Annotated in this window: 23 protein-coding genes; 13 read left to right on the top strand and 10 right to left on the bottom strand. The window is 46.8% G+C overall.

What is annotated here, in order from left to right; genetic code table 11:
• The first annotated feature begins 6 nt into the window (after positions 1-6).
• Genes purN through A8O14_RS09650 form a run of 3 tightly spaced genes read left to right on the top strand, consistent with a single transcriptional unit; the run spans position 7 to position 3,419 of the window.
• Positions 7-636 (top strand): phosphoribosylglycinamide formyltransferase, encoded by a 630-nt coding sequence (purN, locus tag A8O14_RS09660; RefSeq protein WP_068949317.1) that lies wholly within the window; start codon positions 7-9, stop codon positions 634-636.
• Positions 633-2,177 carry an RsmB/NOP family class I SAM-dependent RNA methyltransferase gene (locus tag A8O14_RS09655; RefSeq protein WP_068949316.1) on the top strand — a complete coding sequence of 515 codons (1,545 nt, stop codon included), beginning with the start codon at positions 633-635 and terminating at the stop codon, positions 2,175-2,177. Before purN ends, A8O14_RS09655 begins: the two co-directional genes overlap by 4 nt.
• Before the next feature lie 42 nt (positions 2,178-2,219).
• Positions 2,220-3,419, top strand: coding sequence for a DesA family fatty acid desaturase (locus tag A8O14_RS09650; RefSeq protein ID WP_068949315.1), 1,200 nt, complete (start codon positions 2,220-2,222; stop codon positions 3,417-3,419).
• A gap of 66 nt (positions 3,420-3,485) precedes the next feature.
• Here the strand turns inward: A8O14_RS09650 and rpmG are convergent, their stop codons facing one another.
• The 3 genes from rpmG to radC all read right to left on the bottom strand — a co-directional run bounded on the left by rpmG (position 3,486) and on the right by radC (position 4,749).
• Positions 3,486-3,653: a 50S ribosomal protein L33 gene (gene rpmG, locus A8O14_RS09645; RefSeq protein ID WP_015421876.1), complete on the bottom strand. Its 168-nt coding sequence runs from the start codon at positions 3,651-3,653 to the stop codon at positions 3,486-3,488.
• Between the two features lie 11 nt (positions 3,654-3,664).
• The gene (gene rpmB / locus A8O14_RS09640) at positions 3,665-3,898 is read right to left on the bottom strand and encodes a 50S ribosomal protein L28 (RefSeq protein WP_011903570.1); all 234 of its coding nucleotides are present in this window, start codon (positions 3,896-3,898) and stop codon (positions 3,665-3,667) included.
• Positions 3,899-4,053: 155 nt separating this feature from the next.
• A complete protein-coding gene (radC, locus tag A8O14_RS09635; RefSeq protein WP_228385068.1) occupies positions 4,054-4,749 on the bottom strand; it encodes a RadC family protein in 696 nt (231 codons plus the stop codon).
• 30 nt (positions 4,750-4,779) lie between these two features.
• Between radC and A8O14_RS09630 the strand changes: the two genes are divergently transcribed.
• The 7 genes from A8O14_RS09630 to A8O14_RS09600 all read left to right on the top strand — a co-directional run bounded on the left by A8O14_RS09630 (position 4,780) and on the right by A8O14_RS09600 (position 10,954).
• Positions 4,780-5,226: an FKBP-type peptidyl-prolyl cis-trans isomerase gene (locus A8O14_RS09630; protein WP_068949314.1), complete on the top strand. Its 447-nt coding sequence runs from the start codon at positions 4,780-4,782 to the stop codon at positions 5,224-5,226.
• Between the two features lie 3 nt (positions 5,227-5,229).
• Positions 5,230-6,171, top strand: coding sequence for a 4-hydroxy-3-methylbut-2-enyl diphosphate reductase (gene ispH, locus A8O14_RS09625; RefSeq protein ID WP_068949313.1), 942 nt, complete (start codon positions 5,230-5,232; stop codon positions 6,169-6,171).
• Positions 6,172-6,200: 29 nt separating this feature from the next.
• Positions 6,201-7,388: a branched-chain amino acid ABC transporter substrate-binding protein gene (locus A8O14_RS09620; RefSeq protein WP_068949312.1), complete on the top strand. Its 1,188-nt coding sequence runs from the start codon at positions 6,201-6,203 to the stop codon at positions 7,386-7,388.
• 63 nt (positions 7,389-7,451) lie between these two features.
• Entirely contained in the window at positions 7,452-8,387 is a 936-nt protein-coding gene (locus A8O14_RS09615; RefSeq protein ID WP_068949311.1) for a branched-chain amino acid ABC transporter permease, read from the top strand.
• Positions 8,380-9,468 (top strand): ABC transporter permease subunit, encoded by a 1,089-nt coding sequence (locus A8O14_RS09610; protein WP_082913165.1) that lies wholly within the window; start codon positions 8,380-8,382, stop codon positions 9,466-9,468. Before A8O14_RS09615 ends, A8O14_RS09610 begins: the two co-directional genes overlap by 8 nt.
• A complete protein-coding gene (locus A8O14_RS09605) occupies positions 9,468-10,241 on the top strand; it encodes an ABC transporter ATP-binding protein (RefSeq protein WP_216861592.1) in 774 nt (257 codons plus the stop codon). The genes A8O14_RS09610 and A8O14_RS09605 overlap by 1 nt, the downstream gene beginning before the upstream one ends.
• Positions 10,241-10,954, top strand: a complete 714-nt coding sequence (locus A8O14_RS09600) for an ABC transporter ATP-binding protein (RefSeq protein ID WP_068949308.1) — start codon at positions 10,241-10,243, stop codon at positions 10,952-10,954. The genes A8O14_RS09605 and A8O14_RS09600 overlap by 1 nt, the downstream gene beginning before the upstream one ends.
• 12 nt (positions 10,955-10,966) lie before the next feature.
• Here A8O14_RS09600 and A8O14_RS09595 read toward each other — a convergent pair whose 3' ends face one another.
• Together A8O14_RS09595 and A8O14_RS09590 are read right to left on the bottom strand one after the other, a co-directional pair.
• Entirely contained in the window at positions 10,967-12,157 is a 1,191-nt protein-coding gene (locus A8O14_RS09595) for an acetylornithine transaminase (protein ID WP_068949307.1), read from the bottom strand.
• A 46-nt stretch (positions 12,158-12,203) separates the two neighbouring features.
• Entirely contained in the window at positions 12,204-13,253 is a 1,050-nt protein-coding gene (locus A8O14_RS09590) for a CDP-6-deoxy-delta-3,4-glucoseen reductase (RefSeq protein ID WP_068949306.1), read from the bottom strand.
• A gap of 27 nt (positions 13,254-13,280) precedes the next feature.
• Between A8O14_RS09590 and A8O14_RS09585 the strand changes: the two genes are divergently transcribed.
• Complete coding sequence (locus tag A8O14_RS09585) at positions 13,281-14,177, top strand: SDR family oxidoreductase (protein ID WP_228385067.1); 897 nt, start codon at positions 13,281-13,283, stop codon at positions 14,175-14,177.
• Here A8O14_RS09585 and A8O14_RS09580 read toward each other — a convergent pair.
• The 3 genes from A8O14_RS09580 to A8O14_RS09570 form a co-directional block, all read right to left on the bottom strand.
• A complete protein-coding gene (locus A8O14_RS09580) occupies positions 14,158-15,930 on the bottom strand; it encodes a glutamine--tRNA ligase/YqeY domain fusion protein (protein WP_068949304.1) in 1,773 nt (590 codons plus the stop codon). The two genes, A8O14_RS09585 and A8O14_RS09580, sit on opposite strands and share 20 nt — an antisense overlap.
• 84 nt (positions 15,931-16,014) lie before the next feature.
• The gene (locus A8O14_RS09575) at positions 16,015-17,517 is read right to left on the bottom strand and encodes a tripartite tricarboxylate transporter permease (protein WP_068949303.1); all 1,503 of its coding nucleotides are present in this window, start codon (positions 17,515-17,517) and stop codon (positions 16,015-16,017) included.
• Positions 17,518-17,535: 18 nt separating this feature from the next.
• Positions 17,536-17,997 carry a tripartite tricarboxylate transporter TctB family protein gene (locus A8O14_RS09570; protein ID WP_068949302.1) on the bottom strand — a complete coding sequence of 154 codons (462 nt, stop codon included), beginning with the start codon at positions 17,995-17,997 and terminating at the stop codon, positions 17,536-17,538.
• A gap of 131 nt (positions 17,998-18,128) precedes the next feature.
• Between A8O14_RS09570 and alaS the strand changes: the two genes are divergently transcribed.
• Both alaS and A8O14_RS09560 read left to right on the top strand, forming a co-directional pair.
• Positions 18,129-20,753 carry an alanine--tRNA ligase gene (alaS, locus tag A8O14_RS09565; RefSeq protein ID WP_068949301.1) on the top strand — a complete coding sequence of 875 codons (2,625 nt, stop codon included), beginning with the start codon at positions 18,129-18,131 and terminating at the stop codon, positions 20,751-20,753.
• A gap of 14 nt (positions 20,754-20,767) precedes the next feature.
• The gene (locus A8O14_RS09560) at positions 20,768-20,995 is read left to right on the top strand and encodes a sulfurtransferase TusA family protein (RefSeq protein ID WP_068949805.1); all 228 of its coding nucleotides are present in this window, start codon (positions 20,768-20,770) and stop codon (positions 20,993-20,995) included.
• A gap of 80 nt (positions 20,996-21,075) precedes the next feature.
• Here the strand turns inward: A8O14_RS09560 and galU are convergent, their stop codons facing one another.
• Positions 21,076-21,960 carry a UTP--glucose-1-phosphate uridylyltransferase GalU gene (galU, locus tag A8O14_RS09555; protein WP_068949300.1) on the bottom strand — a complete coding sequence of 295 codons (885 nt, stop codon included), beginning with the start codon at positions 21,958-21,960 and terminating at the stop codon, positions 21,076-21,078.
• A 14-nt stretch (positions 21,961-21,974) separates the two neighbouring features.
• A complete protein-coding gene (locus A8O14_RS09550) occupies positions 21,975-24,866 on the bottom strand; it encodes a valine--tRNA ligase (RefSeq protein WP_068949299.1) in 2,892 nt (963 codons plus the stop codon).
• Positions 24,867-24,878: the final 12 nt, after the last annotated feature.

The following is a 24,878-nucleotide window of genomic DNA, read 5'->3' as shown; positions in this document are numbered from 1 at the left end:
GTGGGCATGCTTTCTATCGTTACCTTAATCTCAGGCCGCGGATCTAATTTCGAGGCCATCGTTAAAACCGCTCAAAAAGAGCAATGGCCAGTCAAATTTGCTGGGGTCATAGCCAATCATTCTGCGGCTAAGGGCCTTGAATTTGCTCGCTCGCAGGGTATTCCAGCTTACGCTATCGAGCATAAGGAGCACGCTAGCCGCGAGTCCTTCGATGCCGCTCTCATTCAGAAAATTGATGAGTTAGGGGCTGATTTAGTGGTCTTGGCTGGTTTTATGAGAATTCTGACCCCAGTATTTATTCGTCATTTTGAGGGGCGCCTCATCAATATCCATCCTGCGCTCTTACCTGCCTTTCCAGGTTTGCATACCCATGAGCGCGCTTTAGAGGCTGGCGTTAAGGAGCATGGGGCTACAGTCCACTTCGTTAATGAGGGCGTAGATGAAGGGCCCATTATTTGTCAGGCCTCTGTCCCAGTGCTTGAGGGTGATGATGCTGACACTTTAGCTGCGCGCGTTTTGGCTGCCGAGCATCAGATTTACCCGCGGGCCGTAAAATGGTTCCTTGATGGACGATTGCGAACAGAAGGTAATCAAGTGAAGTTACAACCCCCAGAGTCGCAATTTTTTAAATTATGAGTGCAGAACGTCCACCCCGAAAGTCTAGCAACCGCTTGGGCTCACAAAAAAGTTATGCCGCTAAAACAAAAGATCCCTTGCGCCGTCCAGAGCGACGCAATGCGAGTGGAAATCTGATTGCACCTGAAGGTCAAAAGAATTTTTCGAATGCAAAAGCATTACCTCAGCACGCTATTCATTTGGAGCGTTTGCTTCCTGAGTTGCTGAGTTTTGAGCAGCCAGCTGATCGTGTGGTGAGCCGCTATTTTCGTGCTGAACCCCAGCTCGGCAATCGCGATCGGGCTTTGATTGCCGAGAGTGCATTTGCCATTCTTCGTCGTAAAAATGAGTTCTCTCAATTTGCCGTCAGCGGTGAGGGCTCTCAGGCTAGACGCTTAGCCCTATTGGGTTTGCTGTCTGCTCTATCTGAGGGCGGATTAGGCTCTGCTAACCGCGCAGAGAGTGCAATTGCTGATTTAGCGCACGTGCTCAAGTCTGGTGAATATGAATGGTTGCAACGTTTTGCCACTGTAGATCCTGCTGCATTAAATCCTCTCGTGCGCAATAATTTGCCAGAGTGGTTGTGGGATGCGTTTGGAAAATATCCTGGTGAAGAAACCCGCGAAGATCTTGCAAAGTCCTTGATGCATCCTGCGTTATTGGATTTGCGTGCAAACACCATGAAAACCAATCGCGAAGAATTACTAGCGCAGATGAATGCATTAGGTGGTCGTTACCAAGCTATTCCAACTCCATACGCACCTGATGGTGTTCGCATTATGGGTAAGCCCGCACTGCAAAATACTGCTGGCTTTAAAGCAGGGATGTTTGAAGTTCAGGATGAAGGAAGTCAGCTGTTAGCTTATTTGCTTGCTCCCAAGCGTGGTGAGATGGTGGTTGATTTCTGTGCGGGTGCTGGCGGAAAGACTTTGGCTATTGGTGCCTTGATGCGTTCTACAGGGCGTCTCTATGCTTTTGATACATCAGAGCGTCGTTTAGCTAACCTGAAGCCAAGACAGGCGCGTAGCGGCCTCTCTAACGTTCATCCCGTATGGATTGATAGCGAGAATGATGCCAAGATCAAACGCTTGGCCGGCAAGATTGATCGAGTCTTGGTTGATGCCCCTTGTAGTGGAATGGGTACATTACGCCGCAATCCCGACCTGAAATGGCGTCAGACTCCAGAAGGAGTCTTAGAGCTCAATCAGAAGCAGATGAGTATTTTGAGTTCCGCTGCTCGGCTATTAAAACCAGGTGGTCGTTTGGTTTATGCTACTTGCAGTCTTTTACCCCAAGAAAATCAGGCAATTGCAGAAGATTTTTTAGTAAAACACCCAGAATTTGAGGCTGTTCCAGCCGCGGAAGTTCTTAAGCCATTGTTTCCAAAGGATAAAATTCCTTTAGGGTGTTCAGCAGACAGCCCTTGGTGGCAGTTATGGCCACATATCCATGGGACAGATGGCTTTTTTGGGGCAGTTTTCCAGAAAAAAGGCACCAAGCCCGAGAAGGCTGAAAATCCAAAAACCCTAGAGTTAGCGAAAGATAAGCCAAAAAAGACCTAAAAAGCTCTAAAATACGAGCTAATACTTAAATAGGATGCTCTTTTGAATACAGTTTCAAGCTCAGGTTTTGATTTATTCCTTAATTGGCTTGCCAATGGATATTTAGATTGGTCTTGGTGGCGGATAACGCTGTTCACCTTGGCTGTCACCCACATCACTATCGCGGCGGTCACGATCTTTTTGCACCGTTGCCAAGCGCACCGTGCTTTGGATCTACATCCGATTGTTTCTCACTTCTTCCGTTTTTGGCTTTGGCTGACTACTGGCATGGTGACGAAAGAGTGGGCTTCTATTCACCGTAAGCACCACGCAAAATGTGAAACTGTGGATGACCCCCATAGCCCCCAAGTTTTAGGGATTGGCACAGTTCTCTCGCGCGGCGCTGAGCTTTATAAAAACGAGGCCAAAAATCAAGAGACGATGCAAAAGTTTGGTCATGGCACTCCTGATGATTGGCTTGAGCGCAATGTCTACTCCAAGTTTTCTTGGCAGGGCGTTGCCATCATGCTCATCATTGATATGTTTTTGTTTGGCGGTATTGGCTTAACAGTTTGGGCCGTGCAAATGTTGTGGATTCCAATTACAGCAGCTGGTGTGATTAATGGTATTGGTCACTTCTGGGGTTATCGCAACTTTGACTGTGAAGACGCTTCTACTAATATTTTCCCGTGGGGCATTTTGATTGGTGGTGAAGAATTACATAACAATCATCACACCTTTGCGACAAGCGCTAAACTTTCAAATAAATGGTATGAGTTTGATATTGGCTGGCTCTATATCCAGATGATGAGTGTTGTAGGTTTGGCAACAGTGAAGAAGACCCCGCCTAAGCCAGTGCTTAGTGATCTTCGCCCTGCTGATCAAAATACTCTAGAGGCCATCATTGCTAACCGTTATGAAATCATGGCGCGTTACAGTAAAACTTTGCGTAACTTTTTTAGCAACGAAGTGCAGCATATGCAAGTTCTTGCCTCGCATTTGAGTGACGCTCGTACCTGGTTATCGAAAGACGAGTCTCGCTTGACTGAAGAAGAGAAGGTCAAGCTGGAAGAGCTGATAGCAAGCAATGCACAGTTGCGTAAGATGATTGAGATGCGTCGTGACTTGCAGGCAATCTGGGGTCGCTCTAGCGCCACTAGAGAGCAATTGGTTTCACAGTTACATGCTTGGTGTCAACGCGCTGAAGACAGTGGCCTAACAAGTTTGCGCGAGTTCTCGTTGAGATTGCGTCGTTACGCTTAAGTAGTCTCAAATTTTAGCCAATAAAAAACCCGCTACTAAGCGGGTTTTTTATTGGCTGGAAGTAAATTACTTCAGCTTTGTTTCTTTGTAAGCAACGTGCTTGCGAATCGTAGGATCAAATTTCATGATCTCCATCTTCTCAGGCTTGGTGCGCTTGTTTTTTGAAGTAGTGTAGAAGTGACCAGTACCAGCTGATGACTCTAATTTGATTTTTTCTCTGCCGCCTTTAGCCATTTGTGCGCTCCTTAAATTTCGCCACGTGCACGCAGATCAGACAGAACAGCATCGATGCCGTTTTTATCGATAACGCGCAAACCAGCATTGGTTAAGCGCAAGCTAATCCAACGGTTTTCAGATTCAACCCAGAAGCGTCGGTTTTGCAAATTCGGCAAAAAGCGACGTTTCGTTTTGTTGTTTGCATGGGATACATTGTTGCCAACCATCGGCTTCTTCCCAGTGACTTGGCAAACTTTTGCCATGACATAACTCCATTAATTGCGAAAAAAGAAGATTGTATCAGTCAAAGCCTATTTTGGGCTAGCCCTTATTGAGTTTGCCGTTAGGGTTTGACCAAGAATTTAGGTGAAATCCTCATTTAAGCACCCCATTTTCTTCTATAAGTTAGTAATTACTATCAATTATTCTCAATATTCATAAGCCCTGACTCTGAAAAAGAGAAAAATCCTCTACTGCTGACGATGCAGTGGTCCAAGAGCTGGATATCGACCAACTGTAAGGCTTTTACAAGAGTTTGAGTGAGTTTTTGGTCGGCACTGCTGGGTAATGGGTTTCCGCTGGGGTGGTTGTGAGCCACGATCATGGCGCTTGCATTGCGGGAAAGAGCTTCTTTCAGGATTTCACGGGGGTAGACCGCAGTTTGGGTAATGGACCCCCGAAATAGCTCCTGGCACTCTATTAAGTGGAGGTTAGAGTCAAGGTGAAGGCATAAAAAGACTTCATGGGGCAGGCATCCAATTTTGGCCTGTAAAAACTCCTTTACATGGCCTGGAGATGAAAAAACTGAGCCTTGAGTGAGGCTATCCTCTAGGCTGCGCTTAACAAGCTCATAAGCTGCCTGTATTTGCGACCATTTCGAGAGTCCCATGCCATGAATGCGGATAAATTCTTTGTGGCTACTAGCCAGCAGGCGAGGCAGGCTTCCAAAGTAGTGCAACAAATCATTTGCTAAAGTAACCGCACTTTTGCCTTTGACGCCAACTCGCAAAAAAATCGCTAGTAATTCTGCATCTGTGAGGCAACGGGCTCCATGTAAACGCAACTTTTCTCTAGGCTGCTGATTTTTGGGCCAACCCGGGATCGGAGAATCCACCGCTGATGCAGGGCTAGATACAATTACCTTATGACCAAGCTTACCGTTTTGCCTAATTCCTACTTGACCCTCAACTATCGGCTGACTTTGCCGAATGGGGATGATTACATCAATACTTTTGTTGATCGCCCTGCGACGGTTTTGATGGGTTCTGGACAATTTGCACCTTGCTTTGAAAAAGTATTGTTGGGCCTGGGTGTTGGCGATAAAAAAAGCGCATTGCTTTCACCGGATGAAAGTTTTGGTGAGCGCAAAGAAGATTTAGTGCAATGGGTGTCTTTGAAAGCGCTCAAAGAAGGTCGCGATGACGACGTTGAATTTAATCCTGGTGACGTGATTGAATTTAACGCGCCAGGTGGCGCTCAATATGCTGGTGTTTTGCAATCGATTAATGAAGAGGGCGCTTGGTTTGACTTCAACCATCCGCTTGCAGGTCGTGAAGTAAATTTTGAAGCACAGATTGTTGCGATCCTCTAAAGCATGAGTGTGCCCGATACCGCTGAAATTTTGATGGCACAGCCCCGCGGTTTTTGTGCGGGCGTAGATCGCGCAATCAATATCGTGAATGAAGCACTGGCTCGCTTTGGCGCTCCCATATATGTACGTCATGAGATTGTGCACAATGCTTATGTGGTGAATGAGTTGCGTGATAAGGGCGCAGTCTTTGTTGAAGAGTTGCATCAAGTACCCAAGGGCGGCATTGTGGTTTTTAGTGCGCATGGAGTTTCTCAAGAGGTTCGCAAAGACGCAGAGCAGCGTGGCTTGCAGGTGTATGACGCTACTTGTCCATTGGTAACCAAAGTACATCTTGAAGTAATTAAGATGTGTAGAGACGGCTTTACGGTATTGATGATTGGCCATGCTGGCCATCCCGAAGTTGAGGGAACTATGGGGCAGGTCAAAGAAGGCGTTTTTCTGATTGAAAAAGTGGCTGATGTTGCTAATCTCCATTTTGCAAGTGATGAAAAAATTGCCTTTGTGACGCAAACAACTTTGTCAGTGGATGAGACTAAAGAAATTGTTGAGGCGCTCACAAAAAAATTCCCTAATATTGTTCAGCCGCGCAAGCAAGATATTTGTTATGCCACTCAGAATCGCCAAGACGCCGTGAAATTTATGGCACCCCAAGTAGAAGTGGTTATTGTGGTAGGTAGTGCGACAAGTTCGAACTCCAATCGCTTGCGTGAACTATCGGAAAAATTAGGCGTACCGTCTTACATGGTGGACGCGCCAGATCAACTGAAGCCCGAATGGTTTGCTGGTAAGAAGCGGGTGGGCCTTACTGCTGGCGCATCAGCTCCTGAAAGTCTGGCCCAATCTATCGTTGCACGTATTCAAGAGTTTGGGCCTCGCAGTGTGCGTGCCTTGTCTGGTGTGGTGGAGGATGTCAGCTTCTCTTTGCCAAAAAATTTAGTCGACTGAAGTATTGATTCTTAACGGAGGATTTGTAGATGATTAATTCAAGAACATCAAAAGTAAGTTTTGTAAAAACTGCAATTGCTTTATCAGCAACGGCATTATTATTGGCTGCCTGTGGTAAGGGGGGCGATAAGTCTGCGGCCGCTCCTGTAGATGGCATCGAGGTCAAAATTGGTCATGTGGCGCCATTGACTGGCCCAATTGCTCATTTGGGCAAAGATAATGAAAACGGCGCACGTTTAGCGCTTGAAGAAATCAATAAAGCAGGCTTGACGATTGACGGTAAAAAAGTGGTTCTCACCTTAGTGCCAGAAGACGATGCTGAGGATCCAAAAACAGCGACTCAAGTTGCGCAAAAATTAGTGGATGCAAAAGTAGTTGGTGTCGTTGGTCACTTGAACTCTGGTACCAGTATTCCTGCTTCAAAAATCTATAGTGATGCAGGTATTACGCAGATTTCTCCATCCGCCACCAATCCTGATTACACCAAGCAAGGTTTCAAAACGACCTATCGTCTTGTGGCAACTGATGCTCAACAAGGACCAGCTTTGGCTAACTACGTTTCGAAGACTTTGAATGCAAAGACTGTAGCCATCATTGATGACTCCACTCAATATGGGAAAGGTTTGGCTGATGAATTTGAAAAAACAGTGAAAGCTTCTGGTGTGAAAGTGGTAACGCGTGAAGCAAGTAACAATAAGGCAACAGACTTCAAGGCCATTCTCACCAAGATTAAAGGTAGTAAACCGGACGTCATCATGTACGGTGGTATGGATGCCACTGGTGGTCCGCTAACAAAGCAAGCTGCCGAGTTGGGCATCAAGGCGAAGATTGTGGGTGGTGACGGCATGTGTACCGAGAAGCTTGCTGAGTTGGCTGGTGATGCGGTGGTAAATGTGACTTGCTCTGAAGCTGGTAAAGCGCTCTCAAAAATGGCTCAAGGCGCTGACTTTCAGAAACGTTATAAAGAGCGCTTTAACTCTGATGTACAAATTTACGCACCATTTACTTATGATGCGGTCTACGTATTGGTTGATGCGATGAAGCGCGCTAACTCCACTGATCCGGCAAAGATTTTGGTAGTTATGCCTGATACTAAGATGAATGGCCTAGTAGGCAATATTGCTTTTGATAGTAAGGGCGATATGAAAGAAGGTGTCATCACCTTGTACGACTTCAAAGACAAAAAGAAAACGGTTCTTGACGTTATCAATATGTAAGAAACATGAAAAGAGCGCCGCAAATACGGCGCTCTTTTTTGTACTTCTTCATAAAGCCCTTTAATGGACATTTTTCTTCAGCAAATCATCAATGGCTTAGTGCTGGGTAGCATTTATGCCTTGATCGCTTTGGGATACACCATGGTCTATGGGGTGCTGGGGATCATTAACTTCGCTCATGGCGAGGTACTCATGATCGGCGCAATGGTCTCCCTCTCATTACTGCGTTTGATCTTGAGTTTGACTAGCGATTTACCAGGTTGGCTGACGCTGCTGATTGTTTTGCCGGTGACGATGGCCGTTTGCGCAGGTTTGAGTTATTGGATTGAGCGTATTGCCTATAGACCGCTGCGCAATGCGCCACGTTTAGCACCGCTGATCTCCGCGATTGGCATGTCGATTTTGTTACAAACGATTGCAATGCTGATATGGTCTAGAAATCCAATGACCTATCCACAGCTGCTTCCCTCAAGCCCAATTGAGATTGGTACTTCAGGCGCAACGATTACCGGCAAAGAAATGGTGATTATTGTGGTGGCATTAGCGGTGATGTGCGGTTTGCTGTTCTTAGTTGAAAAAACCAAGCTTGGTAGAGCTATGCGTGCCACTGCTGAGCAAACTCAAATTGCATCGCTAATGGGTGTCAATCCTAATCGTGTGATTTCCATTACATTTATGTTGGGTGGCGCGTTAGCTGGATTGGCGGGAGTAATGATTGCTAGCAACTATGGCAATGTGCACTTCTATATGGGCTTTATTCCTGGCCTCAAAGCATTTACTGCGGCAGTGTTGGGCGGTATTGGTAATTTACAGGGCGCCATGTTGGGTGGCTTACTACTAGGCTTAATTGAGGCTTTGGGCGCCGGTTATATAGGTGAGCTCACTGGTGGTGTCTTTGGTTCGAACTATCAAGACATTTTTGCTTTCTTGGTATTGATCTTAGTCCTCGTATTGCGCCCAACGGGTTTGTTGGGTGAGAAGGTTTCAGATCGTGCTTAAGCGACTTTCTTCAAATCATTTGAGTCGATCAAGCTATCTTTGGCTGGGCGCGCTTGCGTTAATACTCTTGCCTTGGGTAGTAGGCGCAAGTGGTGGTAACTATTGGGTGCGTGTACTTGATTTCGCTTTGCTCTATATCGTTCTTGCACTAGGTCTTAATGTAGTTGTGGGTTTTGCTGGTCTTTTGGACTTAGGTTATATCGCTTTTTATGCATTAGGTGCATATAGCTATGCCTTATTAGCATCACCTCATTTGCCTCAGCATTTTGAAACAATTGCCGCCGCTTTTCCGCAGGGCATGCACTTCTCTCCCTGGATGGTAGCGGTCTTCTCCATTATCTTGGCAGCCCTGTTTGGCATTATTTTGGGCTTCCCCACGTTGCAGTTGCGTGGCGATTATTTAGCGATTGTGACCTTGGGCTTTGGAGAGATTATTCGCATCTTTATGAATAACCTTGATCGCCCAATGAATCTGACTAATGGCCCAAAAGGTATTACGGCAATTGATCCAATTCAGTTGTTTGGTGTTTCTTTTACTAAGCCACTAGATTTCGGTTTTGTGCAGGTACCCAGTTTGTATTTAGTGTTTTATCTTTTCCTGATATTAGCTATTGCGGTTACGATAGTGTGTCTCCATTTACAGTACTCTCGTATCGGTCGTGCTTGGGTTGCCATCCGCGAAGATGAGATTGCTGCCAAGGCCATGGGAATCAATACTCGCAATATGAAGCTATTGGCTTTTGCCATTGGTGCATCATTCGCAGGAGTTGCTGGCGTGCTCTTTTCAGCATTTCAAGGTTTTGTTTCTCCTGAGTCTTTTACATTATGGGAATCAATAGTCGTTTTAGCGATGGTAGTGCTGGGCGGTATTGGGCATATTCCCGGTGTGATCTTGGGCGCGATTGTCTTGGCGGTATTTCCAGAAATATTGCGCGGTGTTGCTGAGCCAGTTCAAAAAGTACTCTTTGGTCATGTGATTGTGGATGTAGAAGTGATTCGGCAATTGATCTATGGTCTCGCCTTAATTTTGATCATGTTGTATCGCCCGGGCGGTATCTGGCAAAAAGGGGTAGACAAATAATGTCTTCTCATTTATTGCTAGATGTTACTGATGTTTCTAAGCGCTTTGGCGGAGTCCAAGCGCTCGATTCTGTTGGCTTACAAGTTCCTCAGGGATCGATTGTGGGTTTGATTGGGCCCAATGGTGCGGGTAAGACTACGTTCTTTAATGTGATTACAGGACTCTATCCAGCAGACTCCGGAATCTTTTTGTTTGATGGCAAATCTTACTTTCCAGAATCGGTTTCTGAAGTTACTAAATCTGGTTTAGCGAGAACGTTTCAGAATATTCGCCTCTTTGGTGAAATGTCTGTACTTGAGAATGTGATGGTAGGTTGTCACTGCAGGTCTAAAGCGGGACTGCTGGGTGCTATCTTCCGCTTTCCATCGACTAAGCGAGAGGAGCAATCTATTCGTGAAAAATCACAAGCTTTGCTTACCTATGTTGGCTTGGGCGACTATGCGGATATGCAAGCACGCAATCTATCTTACGGACATCAACGTCGCCTCGAGATTGCCAGAGCTTTAGCGACAGAACCCAAACTTTTGGCTTTAGATGAGCCAGCTGCAGGTATGAATGCTACCGAGAAATTGGAATTGCGCGAGCTATTGCTACGTATTCGTGCGGACGGTAAAACCATTCTCTTAATTGAGCATGATGTCAGCCTGGTGATGGGTATTTGCGATAGTCTCACCGTACTTGATTACGGCAAGGTGATTGCTACAGGTAAGCCTGCCGATGTGCGCGTGCATCCCGAAGTGATTAAAGCCTATCTGGGCCAGGGGGCAGTGTAATGAGCGCCTTACTTCAAGTTCAAGATCTCAAGGTTGCTTATGGTGGCATTAATGCTGTCAAGGGAATAGATCTGCACGTAAATCAAGGAGAGCTGGTTGCTTTGATTGGTGCGAATGGTGCCGGTAAGAGTTCGAGTTTGAAAGCGATTTCAGGCCTGCTAAAACCTGCGTCAGGCGAAATTGAATTTATCAATCAGAAAACCAATCAATTGCCTGCTTATGAATTGGTTAAACGGGGTTTGGGTCTTGTGCCTGAAGGTCGTGGCGTATTTAAACGTATGACCATTCTGGAAAACTTGCAGATGGGGGCGTTTCTGAAGACGGATGCCAAAGCGATCAATCAAAAGCTAGAAGAGGTATTTACTTATTTTCCGAGGTTGAAAGAGCGACTCTCTCAATTGGCGGGCACTCTATCGGGTGGTGAGCAACAAATGGTGGCGATGGGCAGAGCGATGATGGCGGAGCCTAAGCTCTTGCTATTGGATGAGCCATCTATGGGCCTATCCCCCATCATGGTAGAAACCATTTTTGATGTGATCCGCACTCTTTCCATGAGTGGCATGACTATTCTCTTAGTCGAGCAAAATGCTCGCTTGGCCTTGCAGATGGCTGATCGTGCTTATGTGATGGAGAGTGGCTTAATTACGCTTACTGGTCCTGGAGGGGAATTACTTCAAGACCCGAGAGTGCGCACGGCTTACCTGGGTGAGTAAGTGAGTAAATACTTAAGCTGTTTCTTTAAGTAATTCGCGCAGCATATTGCACATCTGGCGAATTTCATCATCGCTAACATTTAATGCTGGCATAAAGCGTAATAAGTTTGGTCTTGGTGAATTGATCAGTAGGCCCTCTGGATTACGCTCACGCGCCAGCTCTACTAGCTTGCCACCAATATCTTTACCAAGCATCAGGGCGCGTAGCAAGCCTTCACCACGCTCACCTTCAAGATTAAATTCAGCACAAAGCTTGAGGAGCTCTGATTTGAGCAATTCACCTTTAGCTTTAACGCTATCCAAAAATCCTGGTGCTAATAGTTGCTCAATAACGCTGATGCCGACCGCAGTCATGAGTGGGTTGCCGTTATAGGTGCCACCCTGATCGCCTGGCACAAAGCATGCTACTGCATCAGTTGCCAGTAAGGCAGCCAAAGGAACGCCACCGCCAATACCTTTACCCAAGGTCATGATGTCTGGCTCAATGCCGTATTGCTGATAAGCAAAGAGAGTGCCTGTGCGGCCACAGCCAGCTTGTACTTCATCAGCGATGAGCAGAATATTGTTTTCTTTGGTGAACTTGCGCAGCTCGCGCATAAATTCTTTAGTTGCTGGAATGACGCCACCTTCACCTTGAACTGGCTCGAGCATTACCGCAACCGTTTTGTCGGTTACCATTTTTTTAACGGAGTCCAAATCATTCAAATCTGCTTTTGGAAAACCGGGAACTTGGGGCGCAAACATGGTGTCCCAATTTGGCTTACCAGAGGCACTCATCGTTGCCAGAGTGCGACCATGAAAGCTGTGATCAAAGGTGATGATTTCAAAAGCCCCATTTTTATTGAGCTGGCCCCATTTGCGCGCCAACTTAATTGCGCCTTCATTTGCTTCGGCGCCACTATTCGCAAAAAAGACTTTGTTAAAGCAACTATTTGAAGTCAATAGATTAGATAGGCCAATCATTGGCTCGTTGTAAAACGCAGGGCTTGGGTTAATCAGTTTCTTTGCTTGTGTATTGAGGGCAGCAATCATTCCGGGATTGCCATGACCTAAGCAATTAACAGCCCAACCCTGTAAAAAATCTAAATAGCGTTTGCCATTGTTATCGGTTAACCATGAGCCATTACCCTCAACCATCACCACATCTGGGCGTTGAGTAATAAACATGACTGAATGGGTATCAATGGGTGCTGGTGTGTTCATGCTGTATTGGGGTAATTGAGGCCGATAAGGTTTCTATTATCTAACTTTATGAAGATTGGTTTGTAGCTAAATCTGCGGCGCTGGTGAAAGAGTCTGCAAAGAACTCATCTTCAGGCAGTTGGCACTTGGCGGAGAAGTCATGTCTAGCAGTATTCACCATGACTGGGGCTCCACAGGCATAGACCTGAAAGCCCTTAAGGTCTGGGTGGTCATCAATGACGGCTTGGTGCACAAAGCCGGTGCGACCCTGCCACCCATCCTCAGGCAATCCATCTGAAATTACTGGGATGTATTTAAAGCTTGGAATTTCTTGTGCCCAGGTTTTGCATAGTTGATCAAGATACAAATCGCCGGGACGACGTCCGCCCCAATACAACTCTATGGGCCTATCAATCTTTTTAGCTTGCATTTGCTCGATGATGGATTTGATGGGCGCAAAGCCCGTACCTGCTGCTAAAAAGATGATGGGCTTCTTGGAATCTTCTCTCAGGAAGAAGCTGCCCAGGGGGCCCTCGAATCGCAAAATATCTTTTTCTTTAAGCGCGGGTGTGCTTGCACCAAAGACAAAGTCGGTAAATAGACCACCAGGCATGTGGCGAATATGAAGTTCAAGTGGACCTTCTTGGTCTGGAGGAGTCGCAATAGAGTAGGCACGACGTTGCCCATCTTTTAAAAGAAACTCGAGGTACTGTCCTGCTAAAAACTGAAAGCGCTCAGCAGCGGGAAGTTGCAATTTCAGAATCGCTACATCACTACTGGGTTTGCTGATGGTATTTACGCGACAGGGCACCTTGCGGATCGCAATATCACCGGCGCCCTGAACTTCGCGCGCCTCAATCAAGAGGTCAGACTTTGGGTGGGAGCAGCAAAACAAGATGCCGCCTGCAGTTTCATCTGCTTTGCTCAGGGCGTTCTCGCTGTGCTGGCCATGGCTGATATGACCTTCTAATACCTTGCCCTTACAAGAGCCACAAGCACCATTTTTGCAGCCATAGGGAAGGTTGATGCCTTGACGAAGAGCGGCCTCTAGGACGGTTTCATCCTGAGTAACAGTAAATTGTTTGCCGCTCGTTTTGAGCGTGACCTGATAAAACACTCTCATTCCTTTCAATAAATCGTTACGATGTCACTTATGCAATCTTTTGGTAAACCTTCAATCCTGATTATTGGTTGTGGTGACATTGGTCTTCGGGTTGCAAGACAGCTATCCCGCAGCCATCGAGTTTTTGCACTCACTTCTTCACAAAATCGTTTTCAGGAGTTGAGGGAGGTTGGCGCGATTCCTATTTTGGGCAACCTGGATCATCCAGAAAGCTTATGGCGTTTATCCGGTTTAGCTCAAACCGTCATTCATTTGGCGCCACCCCAAAATCAAGGAAATCGTGATTGCCGAACCCGCAACCTATTGAGAATTTTAGCCCAAGGCTCCAATGCCGTCAGGCGCCTGATCTACATCAGCACTACGGGTGTATATGGGGATCATCGAGGTGCCAAGGTTAGCGAGGTAACTCCAGTTAGCCCTCAAAGCGAGCGAGCCCAGAGAAGGGTAGATGCAGAGCAAGTCTTGCGTTTGTGGGGCCCAGCACATGGCGTAGCGGTGACTATTTTGCGTGTCCCTGGAATCTATGCCGCTGATCGTCTACCAATTGAACGCCTGCAGTCTCAAACTCCAGCCCTATTGCCAGAGGAGGATGCGTATTCAAATCACATTCACAGCGATGATCTAGCGCGCTTGGTTTGTGCAGCGGTTTATCACGGCAAGCCACAGCGAATTATCAATACCTGTGACGGCGGTGAAACCAAGATGGGTGATTATTTTGATGAGGTGGCTGATGCGTTTGGTCTAGAAAGGCCGCCACGTAAGCCAGCTAGGGAGCTACAAAAAATAGTGAGCCCGATGCTTTGGTCATTTATGCGTGAATCAAGACGAGTTACCAATACTCGGCTACATGAATTAAAAACCCCACTACGTTATCCCAGCGTAGCGGATTTTCTGAAGACTACTTCCAAGAATCCTTAAGACCAACAGTACGGTTAAACACCGGCTTGCCAGGCTTGGAATCGGTTTTATCGGCAACAAAGTAGCCGTGACGTTCAAACTGAAAGCGATCTTCAGCTTTGACATTCTTCATACAGGGTTCTAAGTAAGCGGTAATGGTTTCTTTAGAATTCGGATTAATTGCATCCAAGAAATTCTTATCACCGCTATCAGGGTGCGGATCACTAAAGAGGTGATCAAATAAGCGCACTTCAGTTGGAATGGCTTCTGCAGCGCTAATCCAATGAATATTGCCCTTCACTTTGTAGTTGTTTGAGCCAGGCGTACCGCTCTTGCTATCTGGGAAGTGGGTGACGTTCACTTGAGTGACATTACCGTCAGCATCTGTTTCAAAGCCAGTGCACTCAACTACAAAGCCGTGACGCAAACGAACTCGACTACCGGGTTGATCACCAATCGGCGGGTAGAGTCTAAAGAATCCTTTAATCGGTTCTTTCATAAAGTCATCGGCTTCAATCCAGAGTTCGCGTGTGAAATGAAATTCACGATTGCCCCATTCAGGATGTTGTGGGTGGCGTGGCGCCGAGCAAGCCTCTTTTGCGGATACATCAAAGTTTTCAACTACTAGTTTAAGTGGTTTTAATACTGCAGTCGCGCGCGGGGCTCTGGCTTCAAGATCATCACGCAGGGCTTGATCGAGTGTGCTCATATCGATCCAACTGTCTGCCTTGGAGACGCCAATGCGCTCACAGAACAAGCGAATACTTTCTGGGGTGTAACCACGACGACGAATACCGACAATGGTTGGCATTCTCGGATCATCCCAACCATCAACATGCTTTTCTTCAACGAGCTGCAATAACTTACGTTTACTGGTGATGGTGTACGTTAGATTAAGGCGTGCAAATTCGTATTGATGTGGCACGGGATCTTTGAATACGCCCAATTCTTTAAGCGAGTTAACAATCCAGTCATATAGCGGACGGTTGTTCTCAAACTCCAGCGTGCAGATTGAGTGAGAGACGTTCTCTAAAGCATCTGAGATGCAATGGGTGAAGTCATAAAGTGGGTAAATGCACCATTTGCTACCGGTGCGGTGATGATCGGTATGACGGATGCGGTAAACCACGGGGTCACGCATCACAATATTGGGGTGCGCCATATCAATCTTCAGGCGCAGAACATGTTGGCCATCTTTGAACTTGCCATCGCGCATTTCGCGAAAGAGAGATAAGTTATTTTCGGGGCTACGATCACGATAAGGACTGTTTTTTCCAGCTTGACCAAAGTTACCGCGATTGGTGTGAATGTCATCAGCGCTTTGGCTATCTACGTAGGCTTTGCCATTCTGAATCAGAATTTCTGCAAATTCATAGAGACGATCAAAGTAATCGCTAGCGTGATAAAGATGTGTACCCCAATCGAAGCCCAGCCATTTCACCGCATCCAAAATGCTGTCGGCATACTCAACATCTTCTTTGACTGGATTGGTGTCATCAAGACGCATATTACAGCGGGCGCCACCAGCTTGATTGTTGTAATCAGCCGCTAACCCAAAGTTCAAGCAAATACTTTTTGCATGGCCGATATGTAAGTAGCCATTTGGTTCGGGTGGAAAGCGGGTGATGATTGAGGGGATAGGTTCGCCAGCTAAATTGGTGCGCTGAGAGAAAGCACCACTTGCTAAATCATGATCAATGATCTGGCGTAAAAAGTTGGAAGGCTCGGCAACTGTGCCAGCGGCTGCTTTAGTGGGTTTACTATCTTGGGACATAGCCACATTGTAGAGAAAACCCTAGGCCCATAAAGAAAAAGCCCGCAAACTGCTGCGGGCTCGTTTCTGTTAGGTCTAAGACAATCAGTCTTCGACGAAAGCCTCTTCACGAGTCTTCTTCACTGCTGGTAAGGCCACGATCACCACCAAGAGGGCTGCCGCAATTAGCAATCCTAAGGAGAGTGGGCGGGTTACAAAGGTAGTGAAATCACCGCGTGACAACAATAGGGCGCGACGGAAGTTCTCTTCCATCATCGGTCCGAGCACGAAGCCCAAGAGCAATGGGGGAGGTTCGCAACCCAATTTGAAGAAAAGGTAACCGATCAAGCCAAAGGCAGCCGTGACATACACGTCAAACACGGTATTGTTCACGGTGTAAACGCCGATACAGCAGAAAACCAAAATGGCTGGGTACATAAAGCGATAAGGAATCTTTAAGAGCTTGACCCAGATACCAATCAGGGGCAAGTTCAAGAGAATCAACATCACGTTACCAATCCACATGGAAGCAATCAGACCCCAGAACAAAGCTGGGTTACTGGTCATTACCTGTGGGCCTGGTTGAATGTTATGAATCGTCATTGCACCAACCATCAAAGCCATAACCGCATTTGGTGGGATGCCTAGTGTGAGTAAGGGAATAAATGAGGTTTGAGCTGCAGCATTATTCGCTGACTCTGGACCAGCAACACCTTCAATTGCGCCGTGTCCAAACTCATGGCTGTACTTGGAAGATTTCTTCTCAACAGAGTACGCACCAAAAGCCGCTAGCGCTGCGCCACCACCAGGCAGAATACCCAAGATAGAGCCGATGGTGGTGCCACGCAAGATGGAAGGAATCATGCGTTTCACATCTTCCTTCGTTGGGATCATGGTGGTCATCTTATTTAAGAAGCCCTCGTCCTCATCTTTCTTCTCGAGGTTGCCCATGATTTCTGCGAAACCAAAAACGCCCATCGCAACTGCAACGAAGCCAATGCCGTCACTCAACTCAGGAATATCAAACGCATAGCGTGATACACCAGAGTTCACGTCGGTACCAATCAAGCCCATTAAAAGACCCAAAATAATCATGCCGATTGCCTTGATCAAAGATCCGGATGCCAAAACCACTGCACCAATCAAGCCTAAGACCATGAGTGAGAAATATTCAGCAGGACCAAACTTAAATGCAAGCTGCGAGAGTGGTGCAGCAAATGCAGCCAATACTAAAGTTGCTACGCAACCGGCAAAGAAAGAGCCCATACCGGCGGTAAATAGCGCAACACCAGCTCGACCATTACGGGCCATTTGGTATCCGTCAATCGCCGTCACTACCGAGGACGTCTCTCCTGGAATGTTAAGCAAAATTGCAGTCGTAGAACCGCCGTATTGTGAGCCATAGTAAATACCGGCCAACATAATCAACGCAGCAATTGGAGGCAGGGCATAGGTCGCTGGCAACAGCATCGCGATAGTCGCGATTGGGCCAAGACCTGGCAACACGCCAATCAGAGTTCCCAAGACACAGCCAATAAGACAGTACAGAAGATTTTGAAGTGTGAACGCGGTATCGAAACCGAGCGCTAAGTTAGCAAATAAATCCATTTTCAGAGTCCCGGTTCGTTATTGTTGTAAGAAGAAAGGTAGTAATGGGAATTGCAATTTCAGACCCAATACAAATACCGAGTAAGTGAAAACAATGAGGAAGGTTGCATTAATTAATGTGCCCTTCCAGTGGAACTCGTGACTTGCGCTAGCTGACATAAATACCAAAACAAATACCGCTACAACAAAGCCCATTGTTGGCAGGAGGATGCCGTATAAAACCACTGAGCCCGTAATGAGAGCAATGATTCTCCAGTTGAATTTAGGAATTGTTTCAATGGCAGCTTTTGCACCGAGAGATCTAATTAGTACAAACAAGCCTAATAACGTCATTAGGATGCCAAGGAAAAATGGGAAATAACCAGGACCCATTTTGGCAGCCGTGCCCATGGGGTAATTAGTAGCCACGATGGTGAAGAAGAGGCCGATGACCATATACATGACCCCCGCCCCAAAATCCCGTTGATTGCGAATTTTCAAGTTGCTCTCCTTGTTTGTCGACTTAAGTGCTTAAGTGCCGATTTTTATTAATGTTGTGGGATTGTAAGGCAGGTTTAGGTCCTATTGCCAAGCGTTTGCCCTAGGCTAGTGCCAATGCGATAATTATCGGCATGAAAGTCTCCCAAATCCGCCAGGCTTACCTGGATTTCTTTGCCCAAAAGGGCCACCAAATCGTCCCATCCAGCCCGGTAGTGCCGGGAGATGACCCAACCCTGCTTTTTACCAATGCAGGTATGAACCAGTTCAAGGACGTATTTTTAGGCTTTGATAAGCGTCCTTACAGTCGTGCCACGACCGCCCAAAAGTGCATCCGTGCCGGCGGAAAACACAATGACTTGGATAACGTGGGCTACACCGCCCGTCATCACACCTTTTTTGAAATGTTGGGTAATTTCTCATTTGGGGACTATTTCAAGAAGGACGCTATTCAGTTTGCCTGGGATTTATTGACCCAAGTATTTAAGTTGCCGAAGGATAAGCTGTTGGTCACTGTCTATGCCGAGGACGACGAAGCGTATGCCATTTGGAAAGATCAGATTGGCGTGCCTGCTGAGCGCATCATTCGTATTGGTGATAACAAAGGCGCGCGCTACGCTTCAGATAATTTTTGGATGATGGGTGACACTGGTCCATGTGGCCCCTGCACAGAAATTTTCTACGATCACGGTGAACACATTCCTGGCGGCCCTCCCGGCAGTCCAGAAGAAGATGGCGATCGTTTTATTGAAATCTGGAACAACGTGTTCATGCAATTCAACCGCGATGAAGCAGGGGTAATGCACCCACTGCCTAAGCCTAGCGTAGATACTGGCATGGGTTTAGAGCGGATCGCCGCTGTACTACAACATGTGCACTCCAATTATGAGATCGACCTCTTCGTCAATCTGCTTAAGGCTTCTAAGGATGCTGTGGATGCTTCTGGCGGCGAGAATTGCGATGCTGCAAGCCCTTCACTCAAGGTAATTGCTGATCATATTCGTGCCTGTAGTTTTATTGTGCTTGATGGCGTGATTCCAGGTAATGCTGGACGCGGTTATGTATTGCGTCGTATTGCACGTCGTGCGATTCGCCACGGTTACAAACTTGGTGCACGTAAACCATTCTTTTATCAATTGGTTCCCGCTCTTGTAAAAGAGATGGGTGAGGCTTATCCAGAATTACGTGCTGCACAAGATAAAGTGAGCGAAGTCCTTAAGCAAGAAGAAGAGCGCTTCTTCCAAACCATTGCCAATGGCATGGAAATTTTGGATAGCGCACTGGCGGGTGGTGCAAAGGTCGTTGATGGTGAAACTGCTTTCCGCTTGCACGACACTTTTGGTTTCCCATTAGATTTGACTGCAGATGTTTGTCGTGAACGTGGTGTGACTGTAGATGCTGAAGGTTTTGAAGTCGCCATGCAAAAGCAACGCCATCAGGCAAGAGCTGCAGGCAAGTTCAAGGTGGCTCAGGGCTTAGATTACAAGGGAGAGCCTACTCAGTTCCACGGCTACGACACACTGAAGCATGAGGGCGCCAAAGTGACAGCGCTCTACGTTGACGGCTCTGCAGTCACCTCAGTGAAGGCGGGCGATGCTGCGGTAGTTGTATTGGATAACACTCCTTTCTATGCTGAATCTGGTGGCCAGGTCGGGGATAAAGGCGAATTGCGTAATGAATCTGCCCGTTTTTCAGTGGATGACACCTTTAAGATTCAGGCAGATGTATTTGGCCATCAAGGTGAGTTGCTCGAAGGTGAGCTCAAGGTAGGCGATGCCTTAAATGCCTTGGTCGATGTCCAGCAAAGAACCGACACCATGCGTAACCATAGCGCTACGCATATTTTGCACAAAGCCTTACGAGAAGTCTTAGGCGATCATGTCCAGCAAAAAGGTTCCTTGGTAGATGCGACTAAGACCCGTTTTGACTTTACGCATAACGCTCCCATTACAGCGGAGCAGATTCGTCGCATTGAAGATATTGTGAATGCTGAGATTTTGGCTAACACGGCTACTTCTGGAAAAGTAATGTCCTTGGATGATGCGCAAAAGACTGGTGCCATGATGCTCTTCGGTGAGAAGTATGGTGATGAAGTGCGTGTTCTAGAAATCGGCACTTCCAAAGAATTATGTGGCGGTACTCATGTATCTCGCACTGGTGATATTGGTAGCTTGAAGATTGTTTCTGAAGGTGGTGTAGCCGCTGGTATTCGTCGTGTTGAGGCGGTGACTGGCAGCAACGCACTGCAATTCTTACAAGGTCTCGAAGACAAAATTAATGAAGCCGCAGCAATTCTCAAGACCCATCCTGGTGATTTGGTCAATCGTGTTGCGCAACTTCAAGAAAGCTTGCGTCAAGCAGAGCGTGAACTTGAAAAAGTCAATTCCAAATTAGCAGCTAGCCAGGGTGATGAATTAGCCGGTCAAGCGATTGATGTCAACGGCTTAAAGGTATTGGCGGCAAGATTGGATGGTGCTGATGCCGGTGTTCTGCGTGAAACTATGGATGCTCTCAAAACCAAGCTCAAGACTGCAGCCATTGTGTTGGCATCAGTTCAAGGTGATAAGGTGAGTTTGATTGCAGGCGTAACCGCTGACTCGATTGGTAAGGTAAAGGCAGGTGATTTGGTGAGCTTTGTTGCTCAGCAAGTGGGTGGTAAAGGTGGTGGTAAACCAGAGATGGCAATGGCTGGCGGCAACGACCCAAGCAAATTGGGCGCTGCCTTAGATGCAGTTAGGGATTGGGTGGCAACTAAATGAGTGATGTAGCGAGCATTGCATTTAATGCAGAAGTAGATGCCATCGGCATGAACTGCCCATTACCGATTCTTCGTACCAAGAAGGCTCTGGCAACAATGCAATCTGGTGAGGTTCTCAAAATCAAGGCAACCGATTCAGGTGCAGCGAGAGACTTTCCGGCATTTGCCAAGCAAACCGGCAATGAGTTGATTGCTAGTACCACCGAAGGTGATGTCTTGGTATTCTTTTTGAAGAGAAGGTAAGGCCAATACCAATTTTATTTATTGGGAATAAATAAAAAGGCAGGATATTCCTGCCTTTTTTGTTTTCTGACTTGAACTTTTTAAGTTAAGGAGCGGCTCTTTAGGTACGCTGCAAAGTCTGCAGATACTTCTGGGTGGCGTAATGCAAATTCCACAGAAGCCTTAAGGTATCCAAGTTTGCTGCCACAGTCATAGCGCACACCATCGTATTCATAAGCAAATACAGGCTCTTCTTTGAGCAAGGTCGCAATTGCGTCAGTCAATTGGATCTCGCCACCCGCACCTGGCTTTAGCTGGCGAATATGTTTGAAGATGTCTGAGGATAAAACGTAGCGTCCCACTACTGCTAAGTTCGAAGGCGCATCTTTTGGTTGGGGTTTTTCTACGATGCCGTTCAAGCGATATATACCTTTGGCTACTTCTGAGCCGGCGACGATACCGTACGAGCTGCTTTTGGCTGGATCAATTTTTTCAACTGCAATCACAGATCCATTTTGCTGATTAAACACATTGAGCATTTGCTTGAGGACTGGAGGCTGTCCATCTAACAGGTCATCAGCCAAGATAATGGCAAAAGGTTCATCGCGAACTAATTTTTCCGCACATAAGACTGCGTGACCCAAACCCAGAGCTTCAGGCTGACGAACGTAGACGCAATCCACATGACTGGGCTTTACGCTACGCACTATATCTAACAGTGCCTGTTTGTTTTTGGCTTCGAGTTCAGCCTCGAGCTCGTATGCTTTATCAAAATGATCTTCAATGGCACGTTTGCTACGACCGGTAACGAAAATCATTTCAGTAATGCCAGCTGCGATCGCCTCTTCTACGGCGTACTGAATCAATGGCTTATCAACTACGTTCAACATCTCTTTTGGGCTCGCCTTGGTAGCAGGCAAGAAACGTGTGCCAAGACCGGCAACGGGGAAGACTGCTTTCGTAACGATTTTGGTAGTCAATGACATTGCGTATCCAATCTTTATGTAAGACGCTCTAATTGTGCAACAAGCTTCTCATGATTTTGCTCAAATCCAGCAAGACGTTGTTTTTCTTGTACTACAACTTCGGTTGGGGCGCGAGCCACAAAGCTCTCGTTACCCAATTTGCTGCGTGCTTTAGTGATTTCATTAGCAAGACGTTCAATTTCTTTGCCAAGACGAATCCGTTCAGCAGCAAGATCCACTTCAATCTTGAGTAAGAGCTTGATATCGCCAACTAGGGCAATCGGGGCGCCTGGAGCATCTTTCTCCAGGGCGGATTCATCGCTATAAATTTTGACTTCTGTTAATTTAGCTAGTGTGAGCAAGTAAGGACTTGCTTTTTGCAAAAAGGTATCAGGGCCATAAATCCACAAAGGTACTTTTTGACCTGGGGGCACTTGCATCTCACCACGCAAGTTTCTACAGGCATCTACAATGGCTTTTACTTGTAAAACCCAAGCCTCGCTTTGCTCATCAATCTTTTCAGGCTGGGAAACTGGGTAGGGTTGCAAAGCAATGCTTTGCTTTGCTTGCTTGGCCAGATCTTTGCCAGACTTTGGACCAACAGTTTGCCACAAGGTTTCAGTGATAAAAGGAATTAATGGATGTGCCATGCGCAAGATAGTTTCTAGAACGCGTAACAATGTGCGACGAGTCGCGCGTTGTTGAGCAGGCGTGCCAGTTTGCAACTGCACTTTAGCAAGCTCTAGATACCAATCGCAATACTCATCCCAAACAAATTGATAGATGCTGCTAGCGATATTGTCAAAGCGATAGTTTTGGAAGCCCTTAGCTACTTCAGCTTCTGTTCTTTGGAGTTGAGACACAATCCAGCGGTCTGCGGCTGAGAAATCCAAATAACCTTCTGAGCCACATTGGTTATCACAAGGTGCTAGACCGTTGTCTTCATTGCCACCAGGGCAATTCATGAGCACGAAGCGAGTCGCATTCCAAAGCTTGTTGCAGAAATTGCGATAACCTTCGCAACGTTTCTGGTCAAAGTTGATATTACGGCCAAGTGAAGCAAGAGATGCAAAGGTGAAACGCAAGGCATCCGTACCAAATGCAGGAATGCCATCTGGAAATTCTTTTTTCGTTTTCTTGCTAATGCTCTCGGCTTGCTTAGGGTTCATCAATCCAGTAGTTCGCTTATCTACTAGCTCTTCAATCTTGATGCCATCAATCAAGTCGATTGGATCCAAAGTATTCCCTTTGGATTTGCTCATTTTCTGACCTTCAGCATCACGTACTAAGCCGTGAACATACACGGTATGGAATGGCACTTTGCCGGTGAAGTGGCAGGTCATCATAACCATGCGAGCTACCCAAAAGAAAATGATGTCAAAACCAGTCACCAATACTGATGAGGGTAGGAAGTGATTTAAAGCGAGGGTTTCATCTGGCCAGCCTAGTGAACTAAATGGAACGAGGGCAGAGCTAAACCAGGTATCGAGAACGTCTGGATCGCGATTAAGCATGCCGGTGTAGCCAGCTGCAGCAGCTTTAGTTTTAGCTTCTTCCTCTGAGCGAGCTACAAAGATCTGGCCGTCATCGCCATACCAAGCAGGGATTTGGTGGCCCCACCAGAGTTGACGAGAAATACACCAGTCTTGAATATTTTCTAGCCACTGAGTATAGGTATTGATCCAGTTTTCTGGAACGAGTTTGATGTTACCCTTGGTGACCGCATCCAATGCTGCACCAGCAATCGATGAGCCAGGTTGATATTTGTTATCAGGACTTGGCTTGGACATTGCCACAAACCATTGATCAGTAAGCATTGGCTCAATGATGGTTTGGGTGCGATCTCCACGCGGCACCATCAATTTGTGCGGTTGTACTTTCTCTAATAAACCAGCTGCATCTAAATCGGCAACGATTTGTTTGCGAGCAGCAAAGCGCTCCATACCTTGGTAAGTGGCAGGCGCATTCTCATTAATCTTGGCATCCAAAGTAAGAATGTTGATTAATGGTAGTTGATGGCGTTGACCTACTGCGTAGTCATTAAAGTCGTGCGCAGGGGTAACTTTCACCACGCCAGTTCCAAAGTTCAGATCAACGTAGTCGTCCGCAATGATGGGGATTTGGCGATCGCATAAAGGTAGATTGACGGACTTGCCAATAAGGTGTTTATAGCGCTCATCCTCTGGGTTCACCATCACTGCAACGTCACCCAGTAAGGTTTCTGGGCGGGTGGTCGCTACAGTTAAGTGGCCAGAGCCATCAGTCAGTGGATAGCGAATGTGCCACATCGAGCCATCTTCTTCTTCGCTCACCACTTCTAAATCAGAGACTGCTGTACCTAATACGGGATCCCAGTTCACTAAGCGTTTGCCGCGATAAATCAAACCTTGTTCGTGCAGACGAACAAATACTTCTACAACGGCCTTAGACATTTTGCTGTCCATCGTGAAATATTCTTTACCCCAATCAATCGAAGCACCCAAGCGACGAATTTGACGGGTGATCGTGTTGCCAGAAGTTTCTTTCCATTCCCAAACTTTTTCTAGGAACTTCTCACGACCTAAATCGTGACGAGAAACTTTTTGTGCATCAAGTTGACGCTCAACAACAATTTGAGTGGCGATGCCTGCGTGGTCTGTACCCGGAACCCACAAAGTATTTTTGCCCGACATGCGAGCATGGCGTACCAAGCCATCCATGATGGTTTGGTTGAACGCGTGACCCATGTGTAGGGTCCCTGTTACATTGGGTGGTGGCAGCTGAATCGAAAAGTCGCCCTTGTCTTCATCCATGCTCGCATCGGCAATGCCTCTGCGTTCCCACTCTGGACCCCAATAGGCTTCGATCGGAGCGGGTTCATAGGATTTGGCTAGTTCATCTACTGAACCAGTTGCTGGTGAATTAGGGGTATTTGAGGCATTTGGCATAAGAGGCAAATT

It is taken from the genome of Polynucleobacter wuianus (assembly GCF_001659725.1).
Classification (GTDB): Bacteria; Pseudomonadota; Gammaproteobacteria; order Burkholderiales; family Burkholderiaceae; genus Polynucleobacter; species Polynucleobacter wuianus.
The sequence above is the reverse complement of the archived record's forward strand: the minus strand, read 5'-3'. Positions and strand labels throughout refer to the sequence as shown.

Excerpts from the sequence above, each read along its gene's own strand:
- purN (WP_068949317.1), top strand. The coding sequence starts at position 7 with ATGCTTTCTATCGTTACCTTAATCTCAGGCCGCGGATCTAATTTCGAG.
- A8O14_RS09655 (WP_068949316.1), top strand. The coding sequence starts at position 633 with ATGAGTGCAGAACGTCCACCCCGAAAGTCTAGCAACCGCTTGGGCTCA.
- rpmG (WP_015421876.1), bottom strand. The coding sequence starts at position 3,653 with ATGGCTAAAGGCGGCAGAGAAAAAATCAAATTAGAGTCATCAGCTGGT.
- rpmB (WP_011903570.1), bottom strand. The coding sequence starts at position 3,898 with ATGGCAAAAGTTTGCCAAGTCACTGGGAAGAAGCCGATGGTTGGCAAC.
- A8O14_RS09630 (WP_068949314.1), top strand. The coding sequence starts at position 4,780 with ATGACCAAGCTTACCGTTTTGCCTAATTCCTACTTGACCCTCAACTAT.
- ispH (WP_068949313.1), top strand. The coding sequence starts at position 5,230 with ATGAGTGTGCCCGATACCGCTGAAATTTTGATGGCACAGCCCCGCGGT.
- A8O14_RS09620 (WP_068949312.1), top strand. The coding sequence starts at position 6,201 with ATGATTAATTCAAGAACATCAAAAGTAAGTTTTGTAAAAACTGCAATT.
- A8O14_RS09615 (WP_068949311.1), top strand. The coding sequence starts at position 7,452 with ATGGACATTTTTCTTCAGCAAATCATCAATGGCTTAGTGCTGGGTAGC.
- A8O14_RS09605 (WP_216861592.1), top strand. The coding sequence starts at position 9,468 with ATGTCTTCTCATTTATTGCTAGATGTTACTGATGTTTCTAAGCGCTTT.
- A8O14_RS09600 (WP_068949308.1), top strand. The coding sequence starts at position 10,241 with ATGAGCGCCTTACTTCAAGTTCAAGATCTCAAGGTTGCTTATGGTGGC.
- A8O14_RS09595 (WP_068949307.1), bottom strand. The coding sequence starts at position 12,157 with ATGAACACACCAGCACCCATTGATACCCATTCAGTCATGTTTATTACT.
- A8O14_RS09585 (WP_228385067.1), top strand. The coding sequence starts at position 13,281 with ATGTCACTTATGCAATCTTTTGGTAAACCTTCAATCCTGATTATTGGT.
- A8O14_RS09580 (WP_068949304.1), bottom strand. The coding sequence starts at position 15,930 with ATGTCCCAAGATAGTAAACCCACTAAAGCAGCCGCTGGCACAGTTGCC.
- A8O14_RS09575 (WP_068949303.1), bottom strand. The coding sequence starts at position 17,517 with ATGGATTTATTTGCTAACTTAGCGCTCGGTTTCGATACCGCGTTCACA.
- alaS (WP_068949301.1), top strand. The coding sequence starts at position 18,129 with ATGAAAGTCTCCCAAATCCGCCAGGCTTACCTGGATTTCTTTGCCCAA.
- galU (WP_068949300.1), bottom strand. The coding sequence starts at position 21,960 with ATGTCATTGACTACCAAAATCGTTACGAAAGCAGTCTTCCCCGTTGCC.
- A8O14_RS09550 (WP_068949299.1), bottom strand. The coding sequence starts at position 24,866 with ATGCCAAATGCCTCAAATACCCCTAATTCACCAGCAACTGGTTCAGTA.